The sequence below is a fragment of the Sphingobium sp. CR2-8 genome (genome assembly GCF_035818615.1).
Lineage (GTDB): Bacteria > Pseudomonadota > Alphaproteobacteria > Sphingomonadales > Sphingomonadaceae > Sphingobium.
This window is the reverse complement of sequence record NZ_JAYKZY010000002.1, coordinates 130,685-154,666: the sequence shown is the minus strand read 5'-3', so window position 1 is coordinate 154,666 and position 23,982 is coordinate 130,685. Positions and strand designations below refer to the sequence as shown.

Annotated in this window: 21 protein-coding genes and 1 pseudogene; 2 read left to right on the top strand and 20 right to left on the bottom strand. The window is 63.2% G+C overall.

Features of this window, described 5'->3' with window-relative positions; all coding sequences use genetic code 11:
• Positions 1–10: 10 nt before the first annotated feature.
• The 9 genes from U5A82_RS04610 to U5A82_RS04570 form a co-directional block, all read right to left on the bottom strand.
• Positions 11–1,258 carry an allantoate amidohydrolase gene (locus U5A82_RS04610; protein ID WP_326289035.1) on the bottom strand — a complete coding sequence of 416 codons (1,248 nt, stop codon included), beginning with the start codon at positions 1,256–1,258 and terminating at the stop codon, positions 11–13.
• On the bottom strand, positions 1,252–2,835 hold the full coding sequence (locus U5A82_RS04605) for a gamma-glutamyltransferase family protein (RefSeq protein WP_326289033.1): 1,584 nt from the start codon (positions 2,833–2,835) through the stop codon (positions 1,252–1,254). The genes U5A82_RS04610 and U5A82_RS04605 overlap by 7 nt, the downstream gene beginning before the upstream one ends.
• 4 nt (positions 2,836–2,839) lie before the next feature.
• Entirely contained in the window at positions 2,840–3,757 is a 918-nt protein-coding gene (locus tag U5A82_RS04600; RefSeq protein WP_326289031.1) for a 5'-methylthioadenosine/S-adenosylhomocysteine nucleosidase, read from the bottom strand.
• Positions 3,754–5,103: an NCS2 family permease gene (locus U5A82_RS04595; protein WP_326289029.1), complete on the bottom strand. Its 1,350-nt coding sequence runs from the start codon at positions 5,101–5,103 to the stop codon at positions 3,754–3,756. Before U5A82_RS04595 ends, U5A82_RS04600 begins: the two co-directional genes overlap by 4 nt.
• A complete protein-coding gene (locus U5A82_RS04590) occupies positions 5,100–6,437 on the bottom strand; it encodes an AtzE family amidohydrolase (protein ID WP_326289028.1) in 1,338 nt (445 codons plus the stop codon). Before U5A82_RS04590 ends, U5A82_RS04595 begins: the two co-directional genes overlap by 4 nt.
• A complete protein-coding gene (locus U5A82_RS04585) occupies positions 6,434–7,564 on the bottom strand; it encodes a bile acid:sodium symporter family protein (protein ID WP_326289026.1) in 1,131 nt (376 codons plus the stop codon). The genes U5A82_RS04590 and U5A82_RS04585 overlap by 4 nt, the downstream gene beginning before the upstream one ends.
• A 437-nt stretch (positions 7,565–8,001) precedes the next feature.
• Positions 8,002–9,186, bottom strand: coding sequence for an FAD-dependent monooxygenase (locus U5A82_RS04580; RefSeq protein WP_326289024.1), 1,185 nt, complete (start codon positions 9,184–9,186; stop codon positions 8,002–8,004).
• Between the two features lie 42 nt (positions 9,187–9,228).
• Complete coding sequence (locus U5A82_RS04575; protein WP_326289022.1) at positions 9,229–9,678, bottom strand: MarR family winged helix-turn-helix transcriptional regulator; 450 nt, start codon at positions 9,676–9,678, stop codon at positions 9,229–9,231.
• Between the two features lie 134 nt (positions 9,679–9,812).
• Positions 9,813–10,541, bottom strand: a complete 729-nt coding sequence (locus tag U5A82_RS04570; protein ID WP_326289020.1) for an EAL domain-containing protein — start codon at positions 10,539–10,541, stop codon at positions 9,813–9,815.
• Between the two features lie 276 nt (positions 10,542–10,817).
• Here U5A82_RS04570 and U5A82_RS04565 point away from each other — a divergent pair, with 276 nt between their 5' ends.
• Positions 10,818–11,894 carry a sensor histidine kinase gene (locus U5A82_RS04565; RefSeq protein WP_326292843.1) on the top strand — a complete coding sequence of 359 codons (1,077 nt, stop codon included), beginning with the start codon at positions 10,818–10,820 and terminating at the stop codon, positions 11,892–11,894.
• Positions 11,895–12,212: 318 nt separating this feature from the next.
• On the opposite strand, the gene U5A82_RS04560 is transcribed toward U5A82_RS04565, so the two are convergent.
• From U5A82_RS04560 to U5A82_RS04550, 3 genes are all read right to left on the bottom strand, one after another.
• Positions 12,213–13,130, bottom strand: coding sequence for an ROK family protein (locus U5A82_RS04560; protein WP_326289018.1), 918 nt, complete (start codon positions 13,128–13,130; stop codon positions 12,213–12,215).
• Positions 13,118–14,227: a glycoside hydrolase family 68 protein gene (locus tag U5A82_RS04555; RefSeq protein WP_442802201.1), complete on the bottom strand. Its 1,110-nt coding sequence runs from the start codon at positions 14,225–14,227 to the stop codon at positions 13,118–13,120. Before U5A82_RS04555 ends, U5A82_RS04560 begins: the two co-directional genes overlap by 13 nt.
• A gap of 124 nt (positions 14,228–14,351) precedes the next feature.
• Positions 14,352–16,829 (bottom strand): TonB-dependent receptor domain-containing protein, encoded by a 2,478-nt coding sequence (locus U5A82_RS04550; RefSeq protein ID WP_326289014.1) that lies wholly within the window; start codon positions 16,827–16,829, stop codon positions 14,352–14,354.
• Positions 16,830–16,992: 163 nt separating this feature from the next.
• On the opposite strand from U5A82_RS04550, the pseudogene U5A82_RS04545 reads away from it, so the two are divergent.
• Positions 16,993–18,326, top strand: a pseudogene (locus U5A82_RS04545) (MFS transporter).
• A gap of 3 nt (positions 18,327–18,329) precedes the next feature.
• On the opposite strand, the gene U5A82_RS04540 reads toward U5A82_RS04545, so the two are convergent.
• From U5A82_RS04540 to U5A82_RS04505, 8 genes are all read right to left on the bottom strand, one after another.
• A complete protein-coding gene (locus U5A82_RS04540; RefSeq protein WP_326289012.1) occupies positions 18,330–19,334 on the bottom strand; it encodes a LacI family DNA-binding transcriptional regulator in 1,005 nt (334 codons plus the stop codon).
• Between the two features lie 279 nt (positions 19,335–19,613).
• Positions 19,614–19,796: a hypothetical protein gene (locus tag U5A82_RS04535; RefSeq protein ID WP_326289011.1), complete on the bottom strand. Its 183-nt coding sequence runs from the start codon at positions 19,794–19,796 to the stop codon at positions 19,614–19,616.
• Between the two features lie 107 nt (positions 19,797–19,903).
• A complete protein-coding gene (locus U5A82_RS04530) occupies positions 19,904–21,199 on the bottom strand; it encodes an MFS transporter (protein WP_326289008.1) in 1,296 nt (431 codons plus the stop codon).
• A gap of 72 nt (positions 21,200–21,271) precedes the next feature.
• Positions 21,272–22,255: a hydroxyacid dehydrogenase gene (locus U5A82_RS04525; RefSeq protein WP_326289006.1), complete on the bottom strand. Its 984-nt coding sequence runs from the start codon at positions 22,253–22,255 to the stop codon at positions 21,272–21,274.
• 187 nt (positions 22,256–22,442) lie between these two features.
• On the bottom strand, positions 22,443–22,676 hold the full coding sequence (locus U5A82_RS04520) for an MBL fold metallo-hydrolase (RefSeq protein WP_326289004.1): 234 nt from the start codon (positions 22,674–22,676) through the stop codon (positions 22,443–22,445).
• The gene (locus U5A82_RS04515; protein WP_326289002.1) at positions 22,676–23,260 is read right to left on the bottom strand and encodes an MBL fold metallo-hydrolase; all 585 of its coding nucleotides are present in this window, start codon (positions 23,258–23,260) and stop codon (positions 22,676–22,678) included. The genes U5A82_RS04520 and U5A82_RS04515 overlap by 1 nt, the downstream gene beginning before the upstream one ends.
• Positions 23,261–23,283: 23 nt before the next feature.
• Entirely contained in the window at positions 23,284–23,517 is a 234-nt protein-coding gene (locus U5A82_RS04510) for a hypothetical protein (protein WP_326289000.1), read from the bottom strand.
• Positions 23,518–23,555: 38 nt separating this feature from the next.
• Positions 23,556–23,801 carry a hypothetical protein gene (locus U5A82_RS04505; protein WP_326288999.1) on the bottom strand — a complete coding sequence of 82 codons (246 nt, stop codon included), beginning with the start codon at positions 23,799–23,801 and terminating at the stop codon, positions 23,556–23,558.
• Positions 23,802–23,982: the final 181 nt, after the last annotated feature.

The following is a 23,982-nucleotide window of genomic DNA, read 5'->3' as shown; positions in this document are numbered from 1 at the left end:
GAGCAGGGGGTCAAGCAGGGTCAAAGGTCGCTCCCAATCGGTCGATGAAGCCAAGCATGACCTTTAGCGCCGCATCGGCATCGGCAGGATCGACATGTTCGGCAGGATGATGGCTGATGCCGCCCTTGCAGCGGATGAAGATCATGGCGGTCGGGCACAGCGCGGCCATTACCATGGCGTCATGCCCCGCGCCTGATACGAGGCGGCGGACCGGATGACCCGCAGCGGCGGTGGCGGCGTCCATGAGGTCCATGAGCGCTGGATCGCACGGACTGGCGGGCAGATCGTGGACGCGCTGGATGTCGACATCGAGCGCACGGCGATCGGCGATGGCGACAAGGGCGTCCAATATGGCGTCCGCCGCCCGATCCCGCCGCGCTTCGTCGCCTGAGCGGATGTCGATGGAGAAACGCACCTCCCCGGCGATCACATTAGGCGCGCCGGGCAACCCCGCGATCCGCCCGACGGTCGCCACCAGATCGGAAGCATCGGCGCGGGCGATCGTTTCGATGGCCAGGATCATCTCGGCCGCGCCCGCCAACGAATCGCGGCGCAGCGACATCGCACTGGTGCCCGCATGTCCCGCCATGCCCGTGACGACGGCCTGATAGCGCAGTTGCGCGGCGATACCGGTCACGGTGCCAACGGCCAGACCAGCCGCTTCCAGCGCCGGCCCCTGCTCGATATGCGCTTCGAGATAGGCGAGCGTCGTGCCGGGCGGGCGCGCGGCGGCAAGATAGTCGGGCACGCTGACGCCCGCCTGCGACAGCGGGACACCGTCCGCATCGACGATATCGAGCGCTTCGGGCACCAGCGTGCCCGCAACAGCGCGGCTGGTCAGCATGGCGGAGGGGAAGCGCGACCCTTCCTCATCACCAAAAGCGATGACTTCGATCGGGAAAGGCAGGCGTTTGCCGCTTTGGTGCAATGCCGCCACGGCCTCGACACCCAGCATGATGCCCAGTGGTCCGTCATAGCGGCCGCCGTCGCGCACGCTGTCGAGATGGCTGCCGATCAGAAGCGCGGGGGCACCGGGCCGACCGCCGTCATAGCGACCGATCAGGTTGGCGGCGGCATCGCGGCGGACGACCATGCCCGCCTGTGCCATCCATAGGGCCAGCGCATCCTGCGCGGCGGCATAGGCCGGGGTCAGATAGCCGCGATAAAGGCCGCCTTCCATGTCGCTGAAGGGCGCGACGCCCAGCATATCGCAGCGGGCCACGGCGCGCGCGCCGCCAGGAGGCAGAGCGCTCACCATGTCGCCACCTGCCCGTCGCTGCGCGGATCGGTCGCGCCGTCGAGGCGGCCGTCGGCATGGCGGACGATGGCACCGGCATGGCCCATCAGCGCGGTCAACGGCCCGACACGCTCGACATCATGACCGGCGGCGGCGAGCTGCGCGTAGAGCGCATCGTCGAACCCATCTTCCAGCTTGAGCGTGGTGCTGTCCTCGCCCCAGGTTCGTCCCAACAGCCAGCGCGGGGCGCTGATTGCCTGCTGAAGGTCGACGCCGAACCGGGCATAGCGGGTGAACAGCGCCGCCTGGGTCTGCGGCTGGCCTTCGCCGCCCATCGTGCCATAGGCCATGAGCCGCCCATCGTCGAAGCGGGCCAGCGCGGGGTTGAGCGTGTGGAAGGGCTTGCGGCCGGGCGCCAGCACATTCCAGCCATCCACCGCCAGCCGAAAGCTGCTGCCCCGATTTTGCCAGGTGATGCCGGTCTGCGGCAGGACCAGGCCCGACCCGAATTCAAAATAGGTAGACTGGATGGCGCTGACTATGCGTCCATCCCTGTCGGCTGCGGCGAACCAGCAGGTGTCGCCCTGCGCCGACGGCCGGGGCCAGGGCATGGCGCGGGCCGGATCGATCGAGGCGGCGATGGCATCCAACGCGTGCGGGTCGGCCAGCAGGCCCTGATAGTCGAAATCATGGAAGTCAGGGTCGCCGACATGGATATCGCGCAGCAGGAACGCCTGCTTGGTGGCTTCGACCAGGCCATGGACATGGTCGAAGCCATCTGCCTGCGCGGCGGAGAGGCGATCGAACAGGGCCAGGATCAGGAGCGATGCGAAACCCTGCGTCGGGGGCGCGCTGTTGATCAGGTCCATGCCGCCGATCCGGGTCGTCAGCGGGACGGGACGGGTCGCGCGATGCGCGGTCAGATCTTCGCGACCGACCGGGCTGCCCAGCGCTGCCAGATCCTGGGCCACCTTGTCGGCGAGAGCGCCGGTGTAGAAATCGGCGATTCCATCGGCGGCGATCGCCCGCAAAGTGGCGGCAAGGGCTGGCTGGCGCAAGGTCGCGCCTTCATGCAGCGGCGCGCCATCGGGTTCGAAGATCGCGGCATAGGCGCCAGGCTGGATGCGCAGTTCGTCCCCCTTGGCCGCCGCGATGGCCGCGCCTCCGCGCGTTACCCCTACGCCATTGTCGGCATGATGGATGGCGTCACGCAACAGCCGGGACAGGGGCAAGGTGCCGCCGCCGCTTTCCAGCAGCGCGGCCCAGCCCGACAACGTGCCTGCCACCGTATTGGCGGCGAGCGGGCCGCGCGTCGGCACCGCGGCATGACCCGCGTAGAGGCCCAGATCGGCCATTGCCGCCGCGCCGCCGCAGCCATGCACGCTGTCGATCGATCCATCCGGCTGCGCGACCAGCCAGAAACTGTCGCCGCCTATTCCGGTCATGTGCGGATAGACGACCGCCAGCGTTGCGGCGACGGCGACCGCCGCCTCCACCGCATTGCCGCCGTCCTTCAGCACGGCGCAGCCTGTTTGCGCCGCCAGCCAGTGGGGCGCCGTCACCATGCCGTTCGTGCCGCTGATGGTGGAATGCGTCATCATCCTAGTCCGGCAGCGCCGCGACGAATGCGCGCACGACGTCGGCGCTGTTGACCGAGGCCAGCGCCATGAAGGTGTTCATCTGGTTTGCACCCGCGTCACCCCCGGCCAGGTCCGACAGGCTGCGGAACACGATGGCGGGCACGCTGTTGGCATAGGCGACCTGCACCACCGCCGCGCTTTCCATGTCCAGCACGCGCGCTTTCCAGGCGGTGGCGAGATAGTCACGAAATTCGGCGTTGTCGGCATAGACACCGGCGCTGACGCCTGTGCCGCCGACGACGAATTTGGGGTCATGGGCCAGACATCGGGCCGCGTCCGCCTTGCCATCGACGCAGCGGCGCAGCGTCACGCCGACCGCAACTTTTCGGGCGAGCGCCAACAGCGCCGGATCGACGGCCTGTCGATAATGGCGGCGCGGCGCTTCCGTCGCATTACCCAGCCGTACGCCACGGGGATACATCATGCCGAAAGGCGGCGGCGCCTCTGCGTCGACAGGTTCGGGTACGACCCAGCCCTGCGGCGTCTGGCGCGCGAACGAGACTTCCAGATATTGCGCCCAATCCTCCGGCACGACGACATCGCCGATCGACAGGGCGGGATCGACCCCGCCCGCAATGCCCGAAAAGACGATCCGCTTCACGGTGAAGCGATCCAGCACCAATTGGGTGTTCATCGCGGCATTGACCATGCTGACGCCGCTCTGCATCAACAGCACAGGCTTTCCCGCCATGGTGCCGGTCAGCATGGTCAGGCCATTGATATGGTGTGTTCTGGGCCGGGCGATGGAATGGGCCAGCGCATCCCATTCGGGCGCGAAGGCGGTCATGACCACGGTGCGCGGCGTCCGGTCCAGTGGCTTGGCCAGCGCCGAAACGGGCAGCAGCAACGCGCACAGGGCAAGGCAGAAAGCACGCATCAAGCCGCCCCCATCCAGATGAAGCGGGCAACGAACAGGGCGGCGAGCAGGAAGAGGAACCAGTCGGTCCTCTTCGCGGTGCCGCGCAACAGCTTCAAGATCGCGTGGGCGGTGATGCCGAAGGCCAGGCCATTGGCGATCGAGAAGGTCAGCGGGATCATCGCCACGGTCAGGAAAGCGGGGATCGCCGAGAGGGGATCTTCCCACTCCACTTCCGTCAGGGGCAACAGCATCAGGCCACCCACGATGATGAGCGCAGGCGCGGTCGCCGCCAGCGGGACGAGCTGGGCATAGGGGGCAACGAACATGGTGGCCAGGAAGAGGATGCCGGTGACGACCGCCGTGAGCCCGGTGCGCCCGCCCGCCTGAACGCCCGCCGCGCTTTCGACATAGGAGGTGACGGTGCTGGTGCCCGCCACCGACCCGACGACCGTGGCGGCGGCGTCGGCCAGCAGGATGCGGTTGAGGCCGGGGATGCGCCCGGCCTTGTCCATCAGGCCCGCCCGTTTCGTGACGGCCACCAGCGTGCCGATATTGTCGAACAGGTCGACGAAGAGGAAGACGAACAGGATTTCGAGGAGGCCCAGGCCATGGCTGCCAGTGAGGCCGAACACACCCGACAGGTCGAGTTTGAAGGCCGTGCCGGTCAAGGCGTCGAGGCTGTAAGGTTCGGGGCTGACGACCACCTGCCCGCACAGCCAGCCCACCAATGTCGTCGCGACGATGCCGATCAGCATCGCGCCGCGCACATTCCAGACGCTGAGCACGCCGATGACCAGCAGGCCGAACAGGGCAAGCGCGGCGCCAGGCGCTTTGAGGTCGCCCAGCGCTACGAAGGTTGCGGGATTGGCGACGACGATGCCCGCATTCTTCAGGCCGATGAAGCCGATGAACAGTCCGATGCCACCCGCGACCGCCGCGAAAAGGTGCATCGGGATGGCGGCCACGATCATCTGCCGTACCCCGGTCAGGGTCAGGAGGAGGAAAGCGATGCCGGAAATGAAAACGCAGCCCAGCGCGATTGGCCAGGGAACGCCCATCTGCTGCACGACGGTGAAGCTGAAATAGGCGTTAAGCCCCATGCCCGGCGCCAGCGCCAGCGGCGTGTTGGCGACCAGTCCCATCAGGATGGAGCCAAAGGCGGCAGCGAAGCAGGTCGCGGCCGCCACCGCCGCGATGGGCATCCCTGCCTGCCCCAGGATCGCGGGATTGACCAGCACGATATAGGCCATGGTCAGAAAGGTGGTGAAACCGGCCAATATCTCGGTCTGGGCCGACGTCCCGCGTGCGGACAGCCCAAAATAGCGTTCCAGCCGCCCTGCCCCCGGCTTTATCACCACGTCCGTCATGAAGCGTCCCCCCGAAATGCGCCCGTCGGCGATGTCACGCCGGTCAGTCCCTTATCTTCCAGTGTCGCAGCCAGGCGGAACAATGTCGCCTCGCTCCCTGCCCTGCCTATCAGTTGCAACCCCAGCGGCAACCGGCCCGGACGGCGCAACGGCACGGACAGGGATGGCAAGCCGGTGAAACTGATCGGCTGGCTGTGGATGCCGAGATCCGCGCGGGCGGGCGACAACGCGCCGTCGATCAGAATGCGCGGGTCCGCGATCGACGGCGCTACGCAGGGCGCCGCAGGGGCCAGCAGCACATCATAGGTTTCCATGATGGCGGTGATGCGTCGCTTATAGTCCGCGCGAAATCGCTGGGCAGCGTCATACAGCGTATCGGGCAGCAGGGCGCCTGCTATCAGGCGATCCCGCGTGGCCGGGTCGAACGCCATCGCGTCGCGGCACAATGATGCGCGGTGCAGCCTGCCGCCTTCGGCAGCGGTAATCAGAAAAGCGGCGGAGCGTGCGCGAGCAATGTCGGGCAGTTCGATCAGTGGCGCGTCGGGCGCGATGCTGTCGATCGCTACGATCTGGTCGGGATCGGCATTGTCGCGGAAACGTCCGCCGAGCCGTGCGACCCGGATCGGATCACTGACCGTCATGTCGACCCCGCCCAATATCTGCCAGAGACACTGCATGTCGGCGGTCGAACGGGTAAAGGGACCGATATCGTCGAAACTATCGGCAAAGGGAAATACCCCACCCATTGGCAGTGCGCCATGGGTGGGTTTCAAACCATAGATGCCGGTCAAGCTGGCGGGCACGCGGATTGATCCGTTGGTGTCGGACCCTAGCGAGAATGGCAGCAGTCCGGCCGCAACCACCGACGCCGATCCGCCAGATGAGCCACCGGCCAGGCGGTCAAGGTCATGGGGGTTGCGCGTCGTGCCGTGCCTGGCATTGATCGTGGCGAAGCCATAGGCGAACTCGTCCATGTTAAGCGTCGCGACCAGCACTGCACCTGCCATGCGCAGGCGCCTGATCGCGTCCGCATCGGCTTGCGCGGGCGTTGCATCGGCATAGAGGCTGGATCCCGCCGTCGTCGGCAGGCCGCATATGTCAAACAGATCCTTGACACCATAGGGCACGCCCGCGAGCGGCCCCGGATCGCGCCCGGCCGCGATGGCGGCATCGACGGCGGCGGCCTCTGTCCGGGCGCGACTGGTCAGCATGCGTGTTATGGCGACCAATGGCCCAGCGTGCATATCCAATCGCGCGAGGCAATCATCCAGCACGGCCATGGCGCTGGTCTGACCCGACCGGACGGCGGCAGCGATCTCTAGCGCCGACTTCACGGTGTCTCGGTTTTGAACAAGGTGTCGGCGTGGCGGTCCAGCAGGGCGAGATTAGCGGTAACGCCCGCCATACAGGGTTCGGCAATGGTCAGGCCCAGCCGCTGCGACGCGCTTTCGATTTCGGCCACGGTCCGAGGGATGAGCGGACGCGCACGCCCTGCACGTGCGAACCGGCTTGCGAGCGCGGCGCACAGGAAAAGTTGCACCTGATGAAAGATCATCAGCGGCAGGATGATGATGCCGACCTGCGCCGCCGGGAACAACGCGCCAGCCATCGGCACGCCTGACACAAGGCTCTTCTTCGACCCGCAAAACAGTAAAACGATCATGTCCGCGCGTGGCAGACCCACCAGCCGCGCAAGGCCCAGATTGGCGCCCATCACGACGATCAGCATCACCAGGCTGAGCAGCAACAGCATAAGGAGGTCGAAGATGCCCACCTCAGTCCAGATGCCGCTCACCACGGCGGCGCTGAACGCGGTGTAGACGACAAGCAGGATCGACCCACGATCAACAGGCATCAACAACCGCTTGTTGCGGTCGATAAACGCGCCGATCCATGGCCGCATCAGATGCCCTGCCAAAAAGGGGACGAGCAGTTGCAGCGCGATCGCCTGAACCGAGTGCCAGGAAAAAGCGCTACCCCCGCCGTCGACCGCCATGAACAGGCCGACCAGAAGTGGCGTCAGGATAATGCCGACAATATTGGACAGGGACGCGCTACAGACCGCCGCGGCGACATTGCCGCCCGCAATCGCGGTAAAGGCGATCGAGGACTGGACCGTCGATGGCAACAGACTGAGGTAAACAAGACCCTTGAGCAGCAAGTCATTGCCATGGCCGTGCAACAAGGCGACCAAAGTCAGGCCGATCAGAGGAAAAAGAATATAGGTGGAGCTCAGAACATAAAGGTGGAGCCGCCAGTTGCCCGCGCCGGCCAGCACCGCCTCGCGCGATAATTTTGCCCCGTGCAGGAAAAAAAGCAACGCAATCGCAAAATCCGTTGTCGCCTCGACCCAGGGAATGGCAGCGCCGCGCACCGGGATGAACGATGCGCCGACAACCGTTGCGATCAGGCAGATCAAAAAGGGATCGGGCAGGAAGGAAGGCTTTGATACGCGCACCATGCCCCCCTTTAGGCCGATCTAACCGCAGCGATCCAACAGAATGACTTGCACAGATCGTTGCAAAAAATAGTGTACCTTCCATGGATGCGGTCCGTGGCCAAAAAGGATCGCGGTCGACATCGCGACCGCCGGGACGATGCCTTTGGTCGCCATTGCCGGCCCCATCCCGTGCAAACGAGAGCGCGGACGACGGGTGGAATGATCGCAAGAGATATAATGCCCCTCGCCTTCGACCCCGCGCCCATGCGTGATGTGGTCACTCGGATGTGGCGCGCGGGGATCCCAATTTTGGTTTGCGCGCCAGGGTCGCGAACACCCAAGTCGCGGTCGATAAAATATGCTGCCCCGCCGGAAGGACAATGTTGCATTTGCAGCGGTGTCGTTGCGGCACATGCAGACCGATATGGTGGTCCCTGCGATCCGAACCGCAAAGAGTTTCATCTATATGCTGACAGGTCCACCTGCTTTCCAGGGCTGCCGATCATCCTGGCCGTCATGTCCCGCACGGGTTGGAGGCTCGCTACGCCAAGAACGCTATGCAGCAACCGGATGCCAAAACCGCTTTTGGGATGCATCAATCGTGGTGCCAGCTTGGGAATGCCCTGGCCGTCGTCTACCATAGGCCGCATGCGTTGTTCGTAGGCTTCGAACGCTGCGGCGATCTTCTCATGGCGGGCCAGTTCCTGCGCGAGAACATAGGCGCCCGTCACCGCAAGCGTAGCGCCGATGCCGCCCAGCGGCGTCACGCACCAGGCAGCGTCACCGGTTAGTATGACGCGCCCGGATGACCAGCGGGGCATTCGCACCTGTCGTAGAGCATCGAAATAGAAATCGTCAGCGTCGTCCATGCCCGCCAGAATGCGAGGCGTTTCCCATCCGGCATCCGCGAACAGGTCATGCAGGAAAGACTTCTGACGTTCCGTGTCCCAATCCTGCTCGCCCGCCGCCTTCTTGGCCACCGACAACATGGCGCGCGTCGTGCCGTGCCGATCAGGGCGAAGAGAAACACTGCGCTTGCCCGGCGCATTGAACCAGCGCCACATCCGGTCGTCAGTCGATGTCTTGGGAATGGTGAAATAGGCGATCGTAAGATCCATCCAGCGCGGATCGTTTTCGCCGGGAAAGACGAGGTCGCGCGTCGCCGAGCCGACGCCCTCAGCCACGATCACGGCGTCATAGCGCGCACATTCTCCGTTCGCGAACGTCACCATGGCGCCATCGGGCATATCGTCGACCGAAACCAGATGATCGTCGAACCTATATTGAACGCGCACTTTGGCTGCTTCGTACAGGATGCGCGCAAGGTCGCCCCGCAATATCTCCATCTCCGCGGTCGGCCCGTCCCCGTCGATCTCGCTGGCCATGAACCTGGCTGCGGCGCTACCGTCGGCATGCACCCACATGGTCCCTTCTTCGCCCGTGCCTTGGGCCAGCGCTGCACCCTCCAGCCCCATGCGGCGAAGCACTTCGCGTCCCACGCCGCGCACATCGATATTCTGCCCGCCATCGCGAAAGGTCGGCGCCCGCTCCACCACCGTGACGTCAAACCCAAGTTCGCACAGAGCGGCTGCAGCGGCATTGCCCGCTATGCTTGCACCGGTGATCAAGATATTCTTAGCCATGAGCATCGCTCCTTTTCAGCTTAAGAACATCACGAGTGATATTTATGTTCCCTGTTCCAATCCGGTGATGAGGCGCTGAAGTAAAGATATCAGCATTTCACCCTCTGCCGCCGACAGGTTGGCAAGCGCATGCTTGTTCTCAGCGCGCAAGGCTTCGCCACCGATCTGGGCCATTCGCGCGCCTGCGCCCGTGAGCGAGACAAGGGCGGCCCGTCGGTCATCAGGCGCAGGCGACCGGGCGATGAGGCCCATCATTTCCAGCTTGCCGAGAAGCGCGACCATTGCCGGCTGTTTGACAGCGGAAGCCTGGACAAGATCCCTTTGGAGCATCGGTCCGCGCCATGACAGCAGCAATAATGGTCCAAGGAGGCTCAGGGACAAGCCATGTTCGCGAAGCGCGTTGTCCACGTTACGGTTGAACACACGCGCAGCGTGATTTGCCAGATATCCAGGTGCCACTGCGGCTTCAGGATGTATGTCTTCGCGATCCATCGGGCAAGATTAGGCCGAGCATCCACAAACGCAAACATTCCTGCGAGATTTGGCAGGAAACCCGGGGATGTTGCGCTCCATCAGGTTTGGCAAGACCAACTTAATCGTTGCCCTTCAGCAAGGCGTAGAAGCCTCTAACGGGTCGCGGCTTGTGCGGCAACCATGATGGGTTCTTTGGGCAAGACTACTTGAGGCAGGACCTTGAACCCGGGACGCGCAAGCAGATAGCCTTGGATATAGCGAACGCCAAGGGCGCGAAGCGCTTCATATTCCCCAATCGTCTCGATACCCTCGGCGATGACGGTGATATTGAGGGAGCGCGCGATCCGAAGAACGCCCTCGACGATCAGCCGACGGGGCATGCTTGTGTCCAGGCCGCGCACCAAGTCCATGTCCAGCTTAATATAATCGGTCTGAAATTTAGCGAGCAGGCCCAGGCCCGCATGGCCTGCGCCGAAATCGTCAATGGCTGTGCCGAACCCCATCTTGCGATAGGAATCGACGATGGTCTGCACATGATCGGTGTCGGTAATCTCCTCGTTTTCGGTAAATTCGAAGATGAGCCGATCGGTGGGAAAGCCGGTTTTCCTGGCCGTTTTCAAAGTCAGTTGGATGCAGGCAACGGGCGAATAGACGGCGTTGGGCAGGAAGTTGATCGACAGGCGGGCGTCGGTGTTGAGAATGCCGGCGGCGGCCGCCCCCTCGATCGCGGCGACGCGGCATTGCTGATCGAAGGCATAGCGGTTCTCAGGCGTTACCCGCGCGAGAATTTCCCCAGCGCCCTCGCCATTGCTGCCGCGCACCAGCGCCTCGAACGCGAATGGGCGTCCCAACTCGATATCGACAATAGGCTGAAAAGCCATTGCGATATCGAAATCATGCCCGTCTTGCCTGCACCCTTCACAACCTGTCCGCACGTCTATGCCTCCTGAACCTTGAGGCTACGACGCAGATGCTAATAGCTTGTGAAGCCAAGATTTCCTGCGCAGCGGATAAAGGAAGTTTTCCTGACGACCGAGGGCATCAGATGCCCATAATCGACAGGCTGGTAGGCGCCCTTCATCGACCTTCCCTCAATTCCGTGCTTTCTTGCATTCTTTCATGCTAAATGGCTGCGAGGGAGTTCGCTGTTGGATAATATGGAAAACGGACCGGCACAGGTCGGACAATTGCTCGATACGCCGGGACTGGCCGATGCGTTGGAGAGCGACCGCTTCAAGCAGTTTCTCGATCACATGCCTGTAGCGATCGCGGTCTCCGAACTGTCGCCTTCAGAGCGGATCACATATGCTAATCTTGAGTTCGAACGGCTGACCGGGCAGCCTGCGGCAGACCTTGTCGGCTTGAGTTGGCACGCCTTGCCCGGCGTCGCCTCCGCGCCGGATGACGACCGGCGGCTCAGCGATGCGGTAGAACGCGATGAGGAATATATCGGCACTTTCTCGATCACTCTCAACGGGGAGACGGTCAATGTCGATGCCTGGTCGAACACGATCGAGGATGATCATGGCGAGCCCCTTTTCCGGCTGGTCGCGCTTGCCAGGACGGGCCAGGGCCTTCGCGAAGACGACGAAGCGATGCGCCAGTCTCTTCGCGACAAGGACACATTGCTGTTCGAACTGCAGCACCGGGTAAAAAACAACCTCCAGATGATCACGGCGCTCATCCGGATGGAAGCGCGCAACGTGGCCGATCAGGAAACAGGTGAGCGGTTCGATCGGCTCGCGGGCCGGATCAATTCGCTGGCGCTGCTTTATCGCTCGCTTTCGACCGAGGGGCATGGAGATACGATCGACCTTGGCATATATCTGAGCCAGATCGCTTCGTCGGTCATGCAGGCGCATGCGCCAGAAGGCATAAGGCTCGATTTGAAGATCGACACTTGGCCGGTCGCCCTGGATGTGGCCATGCCAGCAGGCCTGGTCGTCAACGAACTGCTGACCAATTCGCTCAAGCACGCCTTTCCCGATGGGGAAGGCGGCACCATCACCCTGCATAGCCTGGTGGACGAGACAGGATGTCGCGTGGTCGTTGCCGACGACGGTGTGGGTTTGGCCGAAGGAACGACTTGGCCAAAAGCCGGGAAGCTGGGCGCTGTAATCGCCCAGTCCCTGCGCCAGAATGCCAAGGCCGACTGGACGGTGACGCCCGGTACAGGAACGGGAATGCGGGTGGACATTCATTTCGCGAGGAAAGACGCCGCACCGAAGGCGTGACGGCGTGTAGGTGGAGCCCTACAACAGGTCCATTCACCTAACGTGCTCGAAGATCGCGATATGCAGCAGACGTTCCGCTTCTCCGGCATCTGTCGACTAAGCCCGACAGTTCTTGTCCAATGAAGAAACGGCCGTTTCGATCGAAATCTGGCTTTCTCGCGCTGGTAGCTTCCGCTTGTAGGGCGGCTGATTTGCCCATGAATATCCGTCAATCCGCTGCCACTGGTCCTCGCTCAACGTGTATCGCTCGATATCCATCACCCGTTCCGCGGCAAAACACAGAACCCGATGAATCACACATCCTCTCGCACGGAAATTCTAAACGTCGATCCGCCCGACAATAGAGTTCTGGCCCAGCAGGATCGCGCCCAGAGGGCCGGCATCGGCACCCAGGCCAGGCGCGACGATCAGCCGTTCCAGGGTGGGAGCGTCGAGATCCTCGACATAGAGGTTGAGCAGGTCGGCGGTGCGCCGTGCGATGAGCGGGAGCAGCATGGGACGCGCCTGGATGACGCCACCGCCCAGCACCAGCCGTTCGGGCGAGAGGGTGAGGATGAGCGTGCTCGTCCATTCGGCAAGGTCAGCGGCGACGGTCTGCCAAAGCGGGTCTTCGTCCGTCATATCGGCCGCAGGGATCGACGAGCGGGCGGCAAGCGCGGGGCCGCCTACCAGCCCTTCCAGACAGTCGCCATGGCTGGGGCAGGCGCCAGCAAAAGGATCGCCCGGCTGGCGGCGGATGCGGACATGCCCGGCTTCGGGATGGAGATGGCCGTGGACCGCTCGTCCGTTCACCACCAGTCCCAGGCCGACGCCGGTGCCGATGGTGGCATAGGCGTGAACCTTGCATCCCTGCGACGCGCCCCACATCCCCTCCGCCAGGGCCGCGCCCGCGACGTCGGTGTCGATGGCGATCGGCACGGCAAAGCGGCTGGCGAAATGGCCGTAAATATCGACCCCCGCCCAGCCGGGCTTGGGCGTGTTGCCCATATGGCCGAAATCGGGCGCGTTCGGGTTGAGGTGCAAGGGCCCGAAGCTGGCGATGCCGATCGCGGCAAACGGGGTTTCGCGCTGCCAGAGCGTCAGCGCGTCCGACAGGAGGTTAAGCGTGTCAGCCGCGCCGGTCGGCCAGCGTTGCTGACGCAGGATCGTGCGGCCCTGCGCCAGCGTGGCGATACATTTGGTGCCGCCCAGTTCCAGCCCGACGATCAGCGGTTCGTCCATGGTCATGCCAGCCATATCCTATCTCCCTCTATCCCCAGCCGCAGGTCGGGCGCGGGCGCGCCACCGAAATGGCGACGGGCTTCTGCGGGATCGGTCGGGACATGCGCGATGCCGGTCATATCGGCAAAACTCTGGACGGTGAGGTCGGGCAGTACGAACCAGCTATAGGCCTGGAACGGTGCCTGGGGCGGATTGGCGAAGGCAAGGCCGGTGCCGTTGATCGGTCGCCATGGTCCGCCCAAGCTGTCGGACGTCATGCCATAAAGGCCATTGGGACCGGCCGGGCCGTCATCGGCAAACACCTTTTGCTGGGTGGACCAGAAGAGATAATAGCGCCCGTCATGGACAATCACATGCGGCCGTTCCAGTTCGTTGTTCAGGCCATCGGCAGCGATCAACGGCGGCAGCAGTTGCCATTCGCCATCCGGAGTGCGCCGCGCCATACCGACCGCGCCGTTCCAGAAGGATGTCGATTGCGCCAGCGACGCGGCGAAGAACACATAGGACGCACCATCGGCGGGATCGCGGAAGAAGGCGGGATCGCGGAACGCCTTGATCGTGCCGATCGCCCCGCCGCCCTCCATATCGCGCACATAGTCGATGCCGTCGGGGACCAGCATTTCGATGGGCGTCGACCAGGGCGACAGGGTGATCGCGTCGCCCTCCACCGACAAGGAGGCCTGTGTTTCGAACAGGCGCTGGCTGAAGCTGAGCGCGTGTTCGCCCCGCGTGCCCGCGACGGTATAATAGAGGGTGATATGGCCATGGTCGGGCGACACGATCGCCGAGCCCGACCATTCGCGGCTGCCGGGCGAAAAGCCATGGTCGAACAACAGGCCAAGGTCGTGCCAGGCGTCGCCCACCCGGTGCATCAGGCGCAGCCGGGCCATACCATGGCGCGCGTCCGGGTCCAGCAGCGCGGGGGCGGAGAGCAGGATGAACAGGGTGCCGCCTGCGATCTGCGCCTGCGACCCGTCCTCTTCCTGCACCGGCCAATAATCCCACAGGTCGACGCCCGCGATCAGGGGCCGGGGCCGGGCGATCAGCGGCGCGCAGGCCATGGTCGCACGGTCGATCCCGGCGACATGGGCGGCGGTCCAGTGGCTTGTCATCATCGGGCATCCATGGGCGGGGCGGTGAAGGGCAGGGCGTTGGGCCATGGTCTCCACCGGTGCGTGCAGTCACCGGTGGAGACCATGATTTCCGCGGGCGTGAAACGCCTCGGAAAGACGAAGATCAGAAGTCGAACCGGACGGAGGCGGAGACGGTGCGACCATTGATCGAGCGGGCGCGGACGATGCCGTTGGCGGGGATGGCGGCATCCTCCGCTTCGGTGAAGCCCTTGACGTCGAACAGGTTGTTGGCGTTGAGCGAGAGTTGGACGCGCTCCATCGGCTTGACCGTCAGGAAGGCGTTGACCTGCGTATAGCCGGGCAGCTTCAGCTGGTTGATGTCCTGCGCATAGCTGCTGGATGTGCCGATGACGTTCGCGCCGACAGTGAAGATGCCCGCATCATATTGCGGTGTGACCTGGTAGAGGAATTTGGCCTGGCGGCGGGGACGATTGCCCACGACTGCCGGGTTCAGTACGTCGCTGGCGATCTTGGCGTCGGTATAGGTGCCGCCCGCCGTGATGCTGAACCGGCCGGTGCGGTAGCCGCCCTCCAGTTCCAGGCCATAGGCGCGATAGTTGCGGTTGAAGAATGTCTGTGTCGTCGCCTCGAAATTCTGTTCTTCGGTCCTGGCGTGGAAAGCGGTGGCGTTTAGCGTCAGGCCGCCGTTGCGATATTTGACGCCGCCTTCCAGTTGCTTGACGAAATCGACCGCCGCGCCGCTGTCGGTCAGATTGCCGGTGGTCGTGCTGACGGCCGGGCCGAACAGCAGTCGATCGGCATTGGCCCGAGCGCCCCGGCTGTAGCGTGCGAACAGCGCGACATCATCGGCCAGGCGATAATTGGCGCCGAAAGAGTAGGAGAGATATTCATAGCTGTAATCGACCGGTGCCGTCAGCGCCGGGATAACCGATACCCTGGTTTCGGGCACGGAGATGACCCCGTTGCCGTTCATGTCGCGGCTGACGACGCCTATGCGCCCACCGCCCAGGTCCGCCCCTGCGATCGTGCCCTTGGCGCTGCCGAAATCATAGCGCAGGCTGCCGTCCAGGGTCAGCGCGCCTGTGGCCAGGCTCAAGGACGCGAAGGGCGCGTTGGTGTTATAGTCGACATCGTAGCTGCGGCGGCAGCAATTGCCGAAGAAGGTCGCGCCATAGCCATAGGTGCCGTTCTGCGTAAGCGACTGACCCGCTGCATTGGTCAGGTTGACGAGCGCCGCGTTACCACCGCCGGTTACTTCGAGGAGGTGCGCGGTCCACAGCCAGTCGGTGGCGATCGTCTGGCGCGACTTGTAGAAGCCGGCCGTCGCGGTCAGCTTGCCTAGGCCGGTATCGAAATCCCGGCTGACGCGCAGGTCGTTGGTGATGTTGTTCAGGCTGTTGATCTTGACGTCGAACAGCACGATCTGCGCCAGATAATTATTGCCGTTGAACGCCTGACCCGCATTGGGGCCATTGGCATAGGACAGCCTCGATCCCGCGCCGCCCAACGCGGTCGCGATCGCCGATCCGGTATCGACCGCCGAGGGGAAGGGCGAGGTGAAGCCGCCCGATACGTCCGAATAGCGGAAGCGTTCAGTGACGTTCCAGCCATCGCCCAGTTCGAATTGCGATTCCAGGCCGACGGCGTAAACGACGGGATGCTGGCCATCGCGAATATCGCGGGTGACCGGGTTGTTGCTGCCGTCCAGCGTCACATTGTCGCGGAAATAGCGCGAATGCAGCGTGTCGCCATTGATGCTGAAACCGGGCAGATCCTGATATTTGGGATTGCTGTTGCTGCCCGTCACCAGCACGGGGTTGGGCAGGTAGCCGATGGCGCGGTCGTTGAGATATTTGCCGTAGAGACGGATATAGCCGCCGGCAAATTCCTTGGTGATGTTCGCCTTGATCTGGCCGCCCTTGTTGGCGTCATAGCCCGCCTTGCGCGGTCCTTCGCCCTGGCGGTAGAAACCGCCGATATGGTAGCGCAGGCTGTCGCTGATCCGGCCGCCATAGTCGAAGTCCAGGCGATAGTCGCGATAGTCGATGCCCGCCGTCGCCTGGATGGCGCCGCCTTCCTGCTCGCCGGTCTTGGAGATCATGTTGATGACGCCGCCAGGCGCATTGGACGCGAAGGTGGAGGCCGATCCGCCGCGCACCGATTCGACGCGGCCGATATTGAAGTCCGACCGCAGGAAGATGTCGGCATTGCCAAAGGTGATGTCGCCAAATTCCAGAACCGGCAGGCCATCCTCCTGCAATTGCAGGAATTTCGCGCCGCCCGATGCGACCGGCAGGCCACGGACCGAGATATTGGCATTGCCTTCGCCGCCCGAGGATTCGGAGCGGATGCCGGGCAGGTTGCGGAAGATTTCGGCGACCGAGCGGGGGGCCGCCTTGGCGATGTCGTCGCTGCTGAGCGAACTGACGGTGACGCTGCTGTTCAGCCGGTTCTGACCGCGCGCGACCGCCGTCACGACGATTTCATCGTCGGGGGCGACAGGGGCGGCTGCGTCGGTTGCGGACTGGGGCGCGACGTCGGGCTGCTGCTGCGCCTGGGCGGGATTCGCCACCATCAGGGTCGCCGACGTCAGTAGAAATGTCTGGAACTGCCTTTTCATCTTTTCTCTCCCACGCCGATTCGTTTCAGCTTGAGTTGCTGATGATCTTTTTTGCAAACGATTGCAATAGGGCGGTCACACAGATTGCAATCGTTTGCGAACATCGATACTGACAAAGCCGTCAAGGACGGCAACAGTCCGGCGGACCGGAGAGGGAAAGATCATGAGCGAGCCGATATTCCGTAAGCCGCACCTTTCGCTGGGGCGGATCGTGCAGATGAATCTGGGCTTTCTGGGGCTTCAGTTCAGCTTCGGATTGCAGCAAAGCAATATGGGGCCGATCTATTCCTATCTGGGTGCGGACGAGGCGTCGTTGCCATTGCTGTGGCTGGCCGGGCCGATGACGGGATTGCTGATACAGCCGATCATCGGCGCGATGAGCGATCGCACCGTCAGCCGCTTTGGTCGGCGGACCCCCTATTTCCTGATCGGCGCGATACTGTGCAGCCTGTGCCTGTTCGCCATGCCCTACAGCCGGGCGCTGTGGGTGGCGGCCAGCCTGCTCTGGGTGCTGGACGCGGCGAACAATGTCACGATGGAGCCTTATCGCGCCTATGTCAGCGACCGGCTCGACCCGGCGCAACGGCCGCTCGGCTTCCTGACGCAGAGCGCCTTTACGGGCCTCGCCCAGACGCTGTCCTATCTGGCGCCGTCCCTGCTGGTCTGGGGCGGGCTGAACGCCGATGCGATCGATCCGTCGGGCATTCCGGTCATCACGCGGATCGCCTTCATCGTCGGCGCGGTGCTGTCACTGTCCACCATCCTCTGGTCGGTATTGCGCGTGCCCGAATTGCCGCTGAGCGCGCAGGAGATCGCGGCGATGCGGGCCGAGCCGCTGTCCGCCCGCACGACGTTGCGCGACCTCAAGCAAGCGATCATCGAAATGCCCGCGCCGATGCGTCAGTTGGCCATCGCCATGCTGTTCCAATGGTATGCCATGTTCTGCTACTGGCAGTTCGTCGCCTTCGCCATCGCGCGGTCGCTCTACGATACGGCGGACGCCAGCAGCGCGGGCTTTCGCCAGGCGGTGCTGGTCAACGGCCAGATCGGCGGCTTCTATAATTTCATCGCCTTCGTCGCGGCCTTCGCCATGGTCCCGATCGCCCGCAGGATCGGCGCGCGACCGGTTCATGCCGTCAGCGTCGCGGCGGCGGGCGTGGCGATGCTGGCCCTGCCCTGGTGTTCGAGCCAGGCGATGCTGTTTGTGCCGATGATCGGCATCGGCCTTGGCTGGGCGAGCATGATGGGCAATCCCTATATCATCCTGGCTGACAGCATCCCCCCACCCGCACCGGCATCTATATGGGCATTTTCAACATGTTCATCGTCATCCCGATGATGATCGAAAGCCTGACCATGCCGTTGATCTATCACCCGCTGCTGGGCGGCGATCCGCGCCATGTGCTGATGCTGGCGGGACTATTGATGCTGTTGGCGGCGGTTGCGACACTGGCGATTCGGGATCGCCCGGCGGCGCGGGCGGTCATCCCGACCTGACCGTCAGGCAGACGCGCGCAGCACCAGTTGTGGCGCCATGCAGGCCGATACGGCGGGCGTTCCGGCCAGCTGATCGAACAACAGCGCCACCATCAGCGCCGCGCCGCGCGCAACGTCCTGCCGGATGGTCGTGAGCGGCGGGGTGGTCTGCGACGCGACCATGACGTCGTCATAGCCGACCACCGCCACATCGCCCGGCACGCGCAGCCCGGCGTCGCCCAGCGCCCGCAAGGCGCTCATGGCTATCACGTCCGACGCCGCGACGATCCCGTCGATCGGCGGATGATCGGCCAGGAAGGCGCGGATCGCGTCATAGGATGCCTGTGTCGTCAGATGGGCGGGCAGCAGCCGGCCGTCGTCCATGCCTGCCTGCGCCAGCGCCGTACGAAATCCGGCATGGCGGGCGGCAAATTCGGGTATGTCGGGATTGCCGAAAAAGGCCAGGTGCCGGCGGCCCTGCGCCAACAGATGGTCGGCCGCCATCCGCCCGCCCGCGACATTGTCCGACCCCACGGTCAGTTGCGCATAGCCATCGACCTGCGCGCCCCAGACGATCAGGGGCGCATAGCGCGCGGCCACGCGTTCGATCGTGTCGATCTGGTCCGACTGGCCGATCAGCAGCACGCCATCGACGCGTCCGCCATCGACGATCCGGTCCAGCCACTGGCCGTCGGTGGGAATGACGCGCGAAAGCAGCAGGTCGTAGCCGCGATCGGCCAGCGCGTCGGCCAGTGGGCCGATGAGGCTCATGAAGAAGGGATCGGACAGATGCTGCTGCGTTTCATGGCCAAGCGGCAGCACCACGCCGATCGCCCCGGTGCGCCCGAGGCGGAGATTGCGGGCGGCGCGGTTGACTTGAAAGCCATGCTCCTGCGCAAGCTTCTCGATCCGCTCACGGGTCGCTCGCGCTATAACGGAACTGCCAGACAGCGATCGCGAGACTGTCGCCACGGATACGCCGGCAATCTGGGCCAGGTCGGCGAGGCTGGAGGCTCTGGGCGATTTCATAAGCGAGCGCGAAGTCCACATCTGACGGAACCGCTTAGCCGCAAGACCAACGGACGAGCGAGTTTAAGCGGATATACTCTTGGCCCATGCCGCACTGAATGTCATCACGGCAGGGCTAAATTCTGCGAATTCTGCCCACGATAGATTATGGTCTCATGCCGCGCTTTACTGTGCCGGACGATTGCAGATGCCAAAGAGTGACGGCCGGGCTTGTCAGCTATCCAGCCGCGGGAAACAGACGTCTGCCAGTTTATCATCTGTGCGAAAGTCGGGCTTTCACTACCAAGCCGCCGCGTCATGGATGATGCCATGAAGGCTGACCATCAATCCGCCGCCAAGCAGGTTTGACGTCGCGTTGATACCGGCGATGCCCGCTGCCGCCGTCCGGCCGGAGAGCCAGCTTGAAGCCATGCTCCAAAATGGCCCCTTGAAGCAGTAGGCGCCCATGAGAACGAAGGCCATGCCCCCAGCCGATCGCCAGATGCTATAGGTGGGCCCGGATAATTCGCACGGTCATAGGACGTTGTTCGCCGATCACGACTTTCATTATGTCAGAGGTTTGCGAAAAATTACCTGATCACAGATGCTTTGGAGCGGACAGATCGACCGACAATCAGCACCGCGATTGCGCTGGCGACAGTTAGAAACGCGAGCGGCAGGAGCGCTAGCACATAGCTGTCCGTGGCGTCATGGATCAGCCCGTAGACATTGACCATCAGTCCCCCGCCGATCAGGTTGGAGGTGGCATTGATCGCCGCGATCCCAGCGGCGGCGGTGCTGGCGGACAGCCAGGTCGACGCCATGCTCCAGAACGGCCCCTTGAAGCAATAAGCGCCCGCGAGCACGAGGGTAAGCAGCAACACAGTCGGTGCCAAGCCGCCGACCGCAAAGGTGCCGATAGTCCCGACCGCGATCAGCAGAAGTGGAAGGGCGGTGTGCCAGCGGCGTTCGCCGGTCTTGTCCGAATGCCGCCCCCAAAAGATCATCGCGATCGCCGCGACACCGTAAGGAACCGAGTTGACGAGTCCGGTTTGCAAGTCGGTAAGGCCAAAGGATTTGAGCAACTGTGGCTGCCACACGCCCAATACGCTGCCGGCCGCCGACGCGCCGGAACAGGCGATGACCATTGCCCAGAAGGCGGGCGTCCTGATCAGCCGCCAGGCCGATCCATCGACCAGCGGCTTGTTGGCAGCGTTCACTTCCAGCGCGCCCGCAAGCCAGGCGCGTTCGTCGTCCGCCAGCCAGGCAGCCTTGGCGGGTCGGTCGGTCAGCATCTTGAGGCAAGCGAAACCGAGCAGGACGGTGGGTATCCCTTCGCAAATGAACAGCCATTGCCAGCCTCGCAAACCACCCAGCCCGTCCATCGCCAGCAACAGGCCCGACAGCGGTGATCCGATGAAGCTGGACACGGGGATGGCGATGGCGAACATCGCCAGGGTGCGCCCGCGATAGGCGGGCGGCATCCAATAGGTCAGGTACAGGATGACACCGGGGAAGAAGCCTGCTTCTGCGGCTCCCAGCAGAAAGCGCATGACGTAGAAGGAATGCGCGTCCCAAACAAAGGCCATGCAGGTCGATACCAGCCCCCATGTCACCATGATGCGCGCGATCCAGAAACGTGCACCCACTTTCTGCAACATCAGGTTGCTGGGCACTTCCATCAGGAAATAGGCGACGAAGAAGAGGCTCGCGCCGAAACCGAAGACCCGGCTGCTGAGGCCAAGGTCGGCATTCATCTGAAGCGAGGCCATTCCCACATTGGCCCGGTCGATGAATGCCAGAAGATAGCAAAGCATGAGAAAAGGCAGCAGACGCCAAGTCACCTTGCGCATGGTCCGCATTTCCAGAGTGGAAGCGCCGGTCATCTCTGCTTCTCCTTATGTGCCGCTTCTAAGGCGGCCTATTGTCATTCTAAGTGGACTTATTGGACTGCGAGATCAGGCGTTCGCCATGGCGTTGACATGATTACGTGGATCGATGCGCCCGCTGTCGAGATAATCCGCAATCTGCTCGACGCAGCTGATGCCTACGCGAACACGCGCCTCATGCGTATTGGCGCCGACGTGCGGGCTCCCCACGACATTGTCGAGCGTCCATAGCGGATGGTCCGCACCGGTCGGTTCGCTGGCAAAAGTATCCAGCCCGGCGCCGGCAATGACGCCGGTACGCAGCGCCTCTACCAAGGCGGGTTCGTCAATCAGTTCCCCGCGCGCCGTGTTGATGAGGATGGCATTATCCTTCATCCGGCCTAGCGCAGCCGCGTCGATCAAGCCGCAATTGTCCGGTGTCAGTGGGCAATGCAGGCTCACGATATCGCTCGCCTCCAGCAGGGTGTCGATGCTTTCCACCATCTGCGCCCCATGGGGTAAGCGGTCGGCCGACAGATAGGGATCATAGACCCGGACCGTCATGCCAAAGGGGGCAAGTAGCGTAAGGAACGCGCGACCGATCACGCCCAGGCCGATCAGACCGATGGACTTGCCGGTCAATTCGGTCCCGGCATAGGTGGATTTGTCCCAGGCACCCGCGCGTAAACGGCGGTCAAGATAGGCCGTCGAGCGGGCGACGCTCAGCAGCAGCGCAAGGGCTTGCTCCGCCACCGACTGCGCATTGGCCCCGCCGGCGATCACGACCGGTACATCCCGCTTCGCCGCAGCGCCAAGATCGATGCCATCTACGCCCACGCCATGCTTGGCGATGATCTTGAGGCTGGGAATGGCATCCAACGCCTGCGCAGTCACGCGACCCATGCGGATGATGAGCGCCTTCGCCCCGCAGGCATTGGCCGTGGCGATCAATTGTTCAGGCGTCGGATAAGGATCGCAGGAGGTCAGCGCAACGCCGCGCGCCTGAGCGACGGCCACCGCCGCTGGCGAAATCTGGCCGCCTACGATCAGGGCGGTGGGAATGTCCTTGCTCAATGAATCCTCGTCCTTGCTGGTCGGCTATCCGACATAAATGATGCTTTTAAACGGCCCTATACAAAATGCAACGACGTTTCAAAATATAGTTGCGTTGGATAAATTCGGGACGCGAAGATCGCTGGCAACTGTCCATTTCGCTGTATCAACCAGAAAGACGCGGCCAATAGCTCGCATCACGTCCTGCTCAGGGACGCAGCGGGTTGAGCGCTGGAAGGAAGCTATTTGGCGCAGCTTTCTTCACTGCCTCGTCAATGTCGGCGCTCAAGCAGGAGCGCCATCCGGCATCATATCGAACGACGCCTTCACGCCCAACAACATAGGGATTCGGCTCGCCCGGCTTGCGTTTTTGCAGCGCAGCGACCTTGGTCAGGCCGTCGTCGCCTACCGTATGGTTTGATAGCACGACGTCAGCTTGCATCAGGTCGGTGTAGTCGGCAAAATGATTGAGCGACCGGCGAAATTCCAGGAGGGACGGCACATCGCGCGGTGATCCCTGCCCCCGAACAGCGACGCCATATGCGGCATGCCCTTGTCCGTCACCGGGAACAGCAGAGACACGGTGCCCGGCGTATGGCCGGGCGTCAGAAGCACGGTCATGCGCTGATCCCCCAGCGTGATCGTCTGCCCGTCGGTCAGGTAGAAATCGTCGCCGCTCTTGACCGGCAAAGTGCCCCATTTGACCTTGGCGGTCCAATCCGCCTCGCTCATCGCGATCTTAGCGCCGGACAAGGATTTGAGATAGGCGGCGCCGCCGAAATGATCGAGATGATTATGCGTGATAAGAATTATGCGGATACGCTTGGGGTCCAGACCCAGTGTTTGCATATTCTTGACAATGACGTTCTTCGCGTCCTGCTCAGTCGTCAAAGCGTCGAGCAGAATGATCCCGTCTTTCGTATCGATCGCCCATATATTATTTTCCGCCGTGCCGATGGAATAGACCTTGTCGAACACTTCCATCGGTTTGGGCGCGGGCGCTTTTAGCGGATTGCGTTCACGCACCGCCTGACAGCGGTAATAGAGGGTTACAGGCCAGAGCTTGCCCCCGCTTCGGCCGCCATATCGGCATAGGCACGCGCCCCGGGCGCTGTATAGCCGCCCATTTTGCGCATTTCGTCCACGTTATGAATTTCGGGACGCCCACCGTTGGGGCTGGGCGACGCAGCGACCGTGCGCTCAATGTCGTCAGGCTGCGCCAGCACCGGCGCCGTGATGACAGGAATCATCATGGCGGCAGGGAGTAATCGGATGAAGCGCATATATAGTCTCCTGAACTTTGGGTCGGCGTTGCGATCGATTAGGCGCTAGGTCTGTCGGCACATTGCGTCATCTGGCTGACGCGGCACGTCACCCGCTCGGCCAGCGACCGGCGTACCGGCTGCCCGGCAACCAGTTTTCGCCATGTATTGTAGCTGATGCCGAACCGGCTATTGAGCGCCTCGTCCGTTTGCCCGGTCGCTAGTCTTTTCATGGTCTCGACGATCGCCGGATCGATGAAGGTCTGGCCGACAGGCGGCCGCTTGCTGTCGAGGTCGCTGCTCATATCCTGTCTCTTGCTTAAAATGTCGCGGAGGGACTAGTCGACACGCCCGTCCTGGTCTTCATGTCTATGGATGCGCTCAGCGCGCTACGCCGCAACCGATCGTTAACACGCATACGCCGATGTCGCGCGAAGGCGGTGCCTCAACAAAGTCATAAAATTATCCTCTCCACACGCTCGCTCC

What these genes read in the sequence shown, in the direction of transcription:
- U5A82_RS04530 (WP_326289008.1), bottom strand. Translation starts at nt 21,199, where the DNA reads ATGACCGGCGCTTCCACTCTGGAAATGCGGACCATGCGCAAGGTGACT.
- U5A82_RS04610 (WP_326289035.1), bottom strand. Translation starts at nt 1,258, where the DNA reads ATGGTGAGCGCTCTGCCTCCTGGCGGCGCGCGCGCCGTGGCCCGCTGC.
- U5A82_RS04560 (WP_326289018.1), bottom strand. Translation starts at nt 13,130, where the DNA reads ATGGCTGGCATGACCATGGACGAACCGCTGATCGTCGGGCTGGAACTG.
- U5A82_RS04585 (WP_326289026.1), bottom strand. Translation starts at nt 7,564, where the DNA reads ATGGTGCGCGTATCAAAGCCTTCCTTCCTGCCCGATCCCTTTTTGATC.
- U5A82_RS04520 (WP_326289004.1), bottom strand. Translation starts at nt 22,676, where the DNA reads ATGCAAGCTGACGTCGTGCTATCAAACCATACGGTAGGCGACGACGGC.
- U5A82_RS04535 (WP_326289011.1), bottom strand. Translation starts at nt 19,796, where the DNA reads ATGGCCTTCGTTCTCATGGGCGCCTACTGCTTCAAGGGGCCATTTTGG.
- U5A82_RS04550 (WP_326289014.1), bottom strand. Translation starts at nt 16,829, where the DNA reads ATGAAAAGGCAGTTCCAGACATTTCTACTGACGTCGGCGACCCTGATG.
- U5A82_RS04540 (WP_326289012.1), bottom strand. Translation starts at nt 19,334, where the DNA reads ATGAAATCGCCCAGAGCCTCCAGCCTCGCCGACCTGGCCCAGATTGCC.
- U5A82_RS04605 (WP_326289033.1), bottom strand. Translation starts at nt 2,835, where the DNA reads ATGACGCATTCCACCATCAGCGGCACGAACGGCATGGTGACGGCGCCC.
- U5A82_RS04565 (WP_326292843.1), top strand. Translation starts at nt 10,818, where the DNA reads ATGGAAAACGGACCGGCACAGGTCGGACAATTGCTCGATACGCCGGGA.
- U5A82_RS04505 (WP_326288999.1), bottom strand. Translation starts at nt 23,801, where the DNA reads ATGAGCAGCGACCTCGACAGCAAGCGGCCGCCTGTCGGCCAGACCTTC.
- U5A82_RS04570 (WP_326289020.1), bottom strand. Translation starts at nt 10,541, where the DNA reads ATGGCTTTTCAGCCTATTGTCGATATCGAGTTGGGACGCCCATTCGCG.
- U5A82_RS04510 (WP_326289000.1), bottom strand. Translation starts at nt 23,517, where the DNA reads ATGCGCTTCATCCGATTACTCCCTGCCGCCATGATGATTCCTGTCATC.
- U5A82_RS04580 (WP_326289024.1), bottom strand. Translation starts at nt 9,186, where the DNA reads ATGGCTAAGAATATCTTGATCACCGGTGCAAGCATAGCGGGCAATGCC.
- U5A82_RS04555 (WP_442802201.1), bottom strand. Translation starts at nt 14,227, where the DNA reads ATGACAAGCCACTGGACCGCCGCCCATGTCGCCGGGATCGACCGTGCG.
- U5A82_RS04575 (WP_326289022.1), bottom strand. Translation starts at nt 9,678, where the DNA reads ATGGATCGCGAAGACATACATCCTGAAGCCGCAGTGGCACCTGGATAT.
- U5A82_RS04595 (WP_326289029.1), bottom strand. Translation starts at nt 5,103, where the DNA reads ATGACGGACGTGGTGATAAAGCCGGGGGCAGGGCGGCTGGAACGCTAT.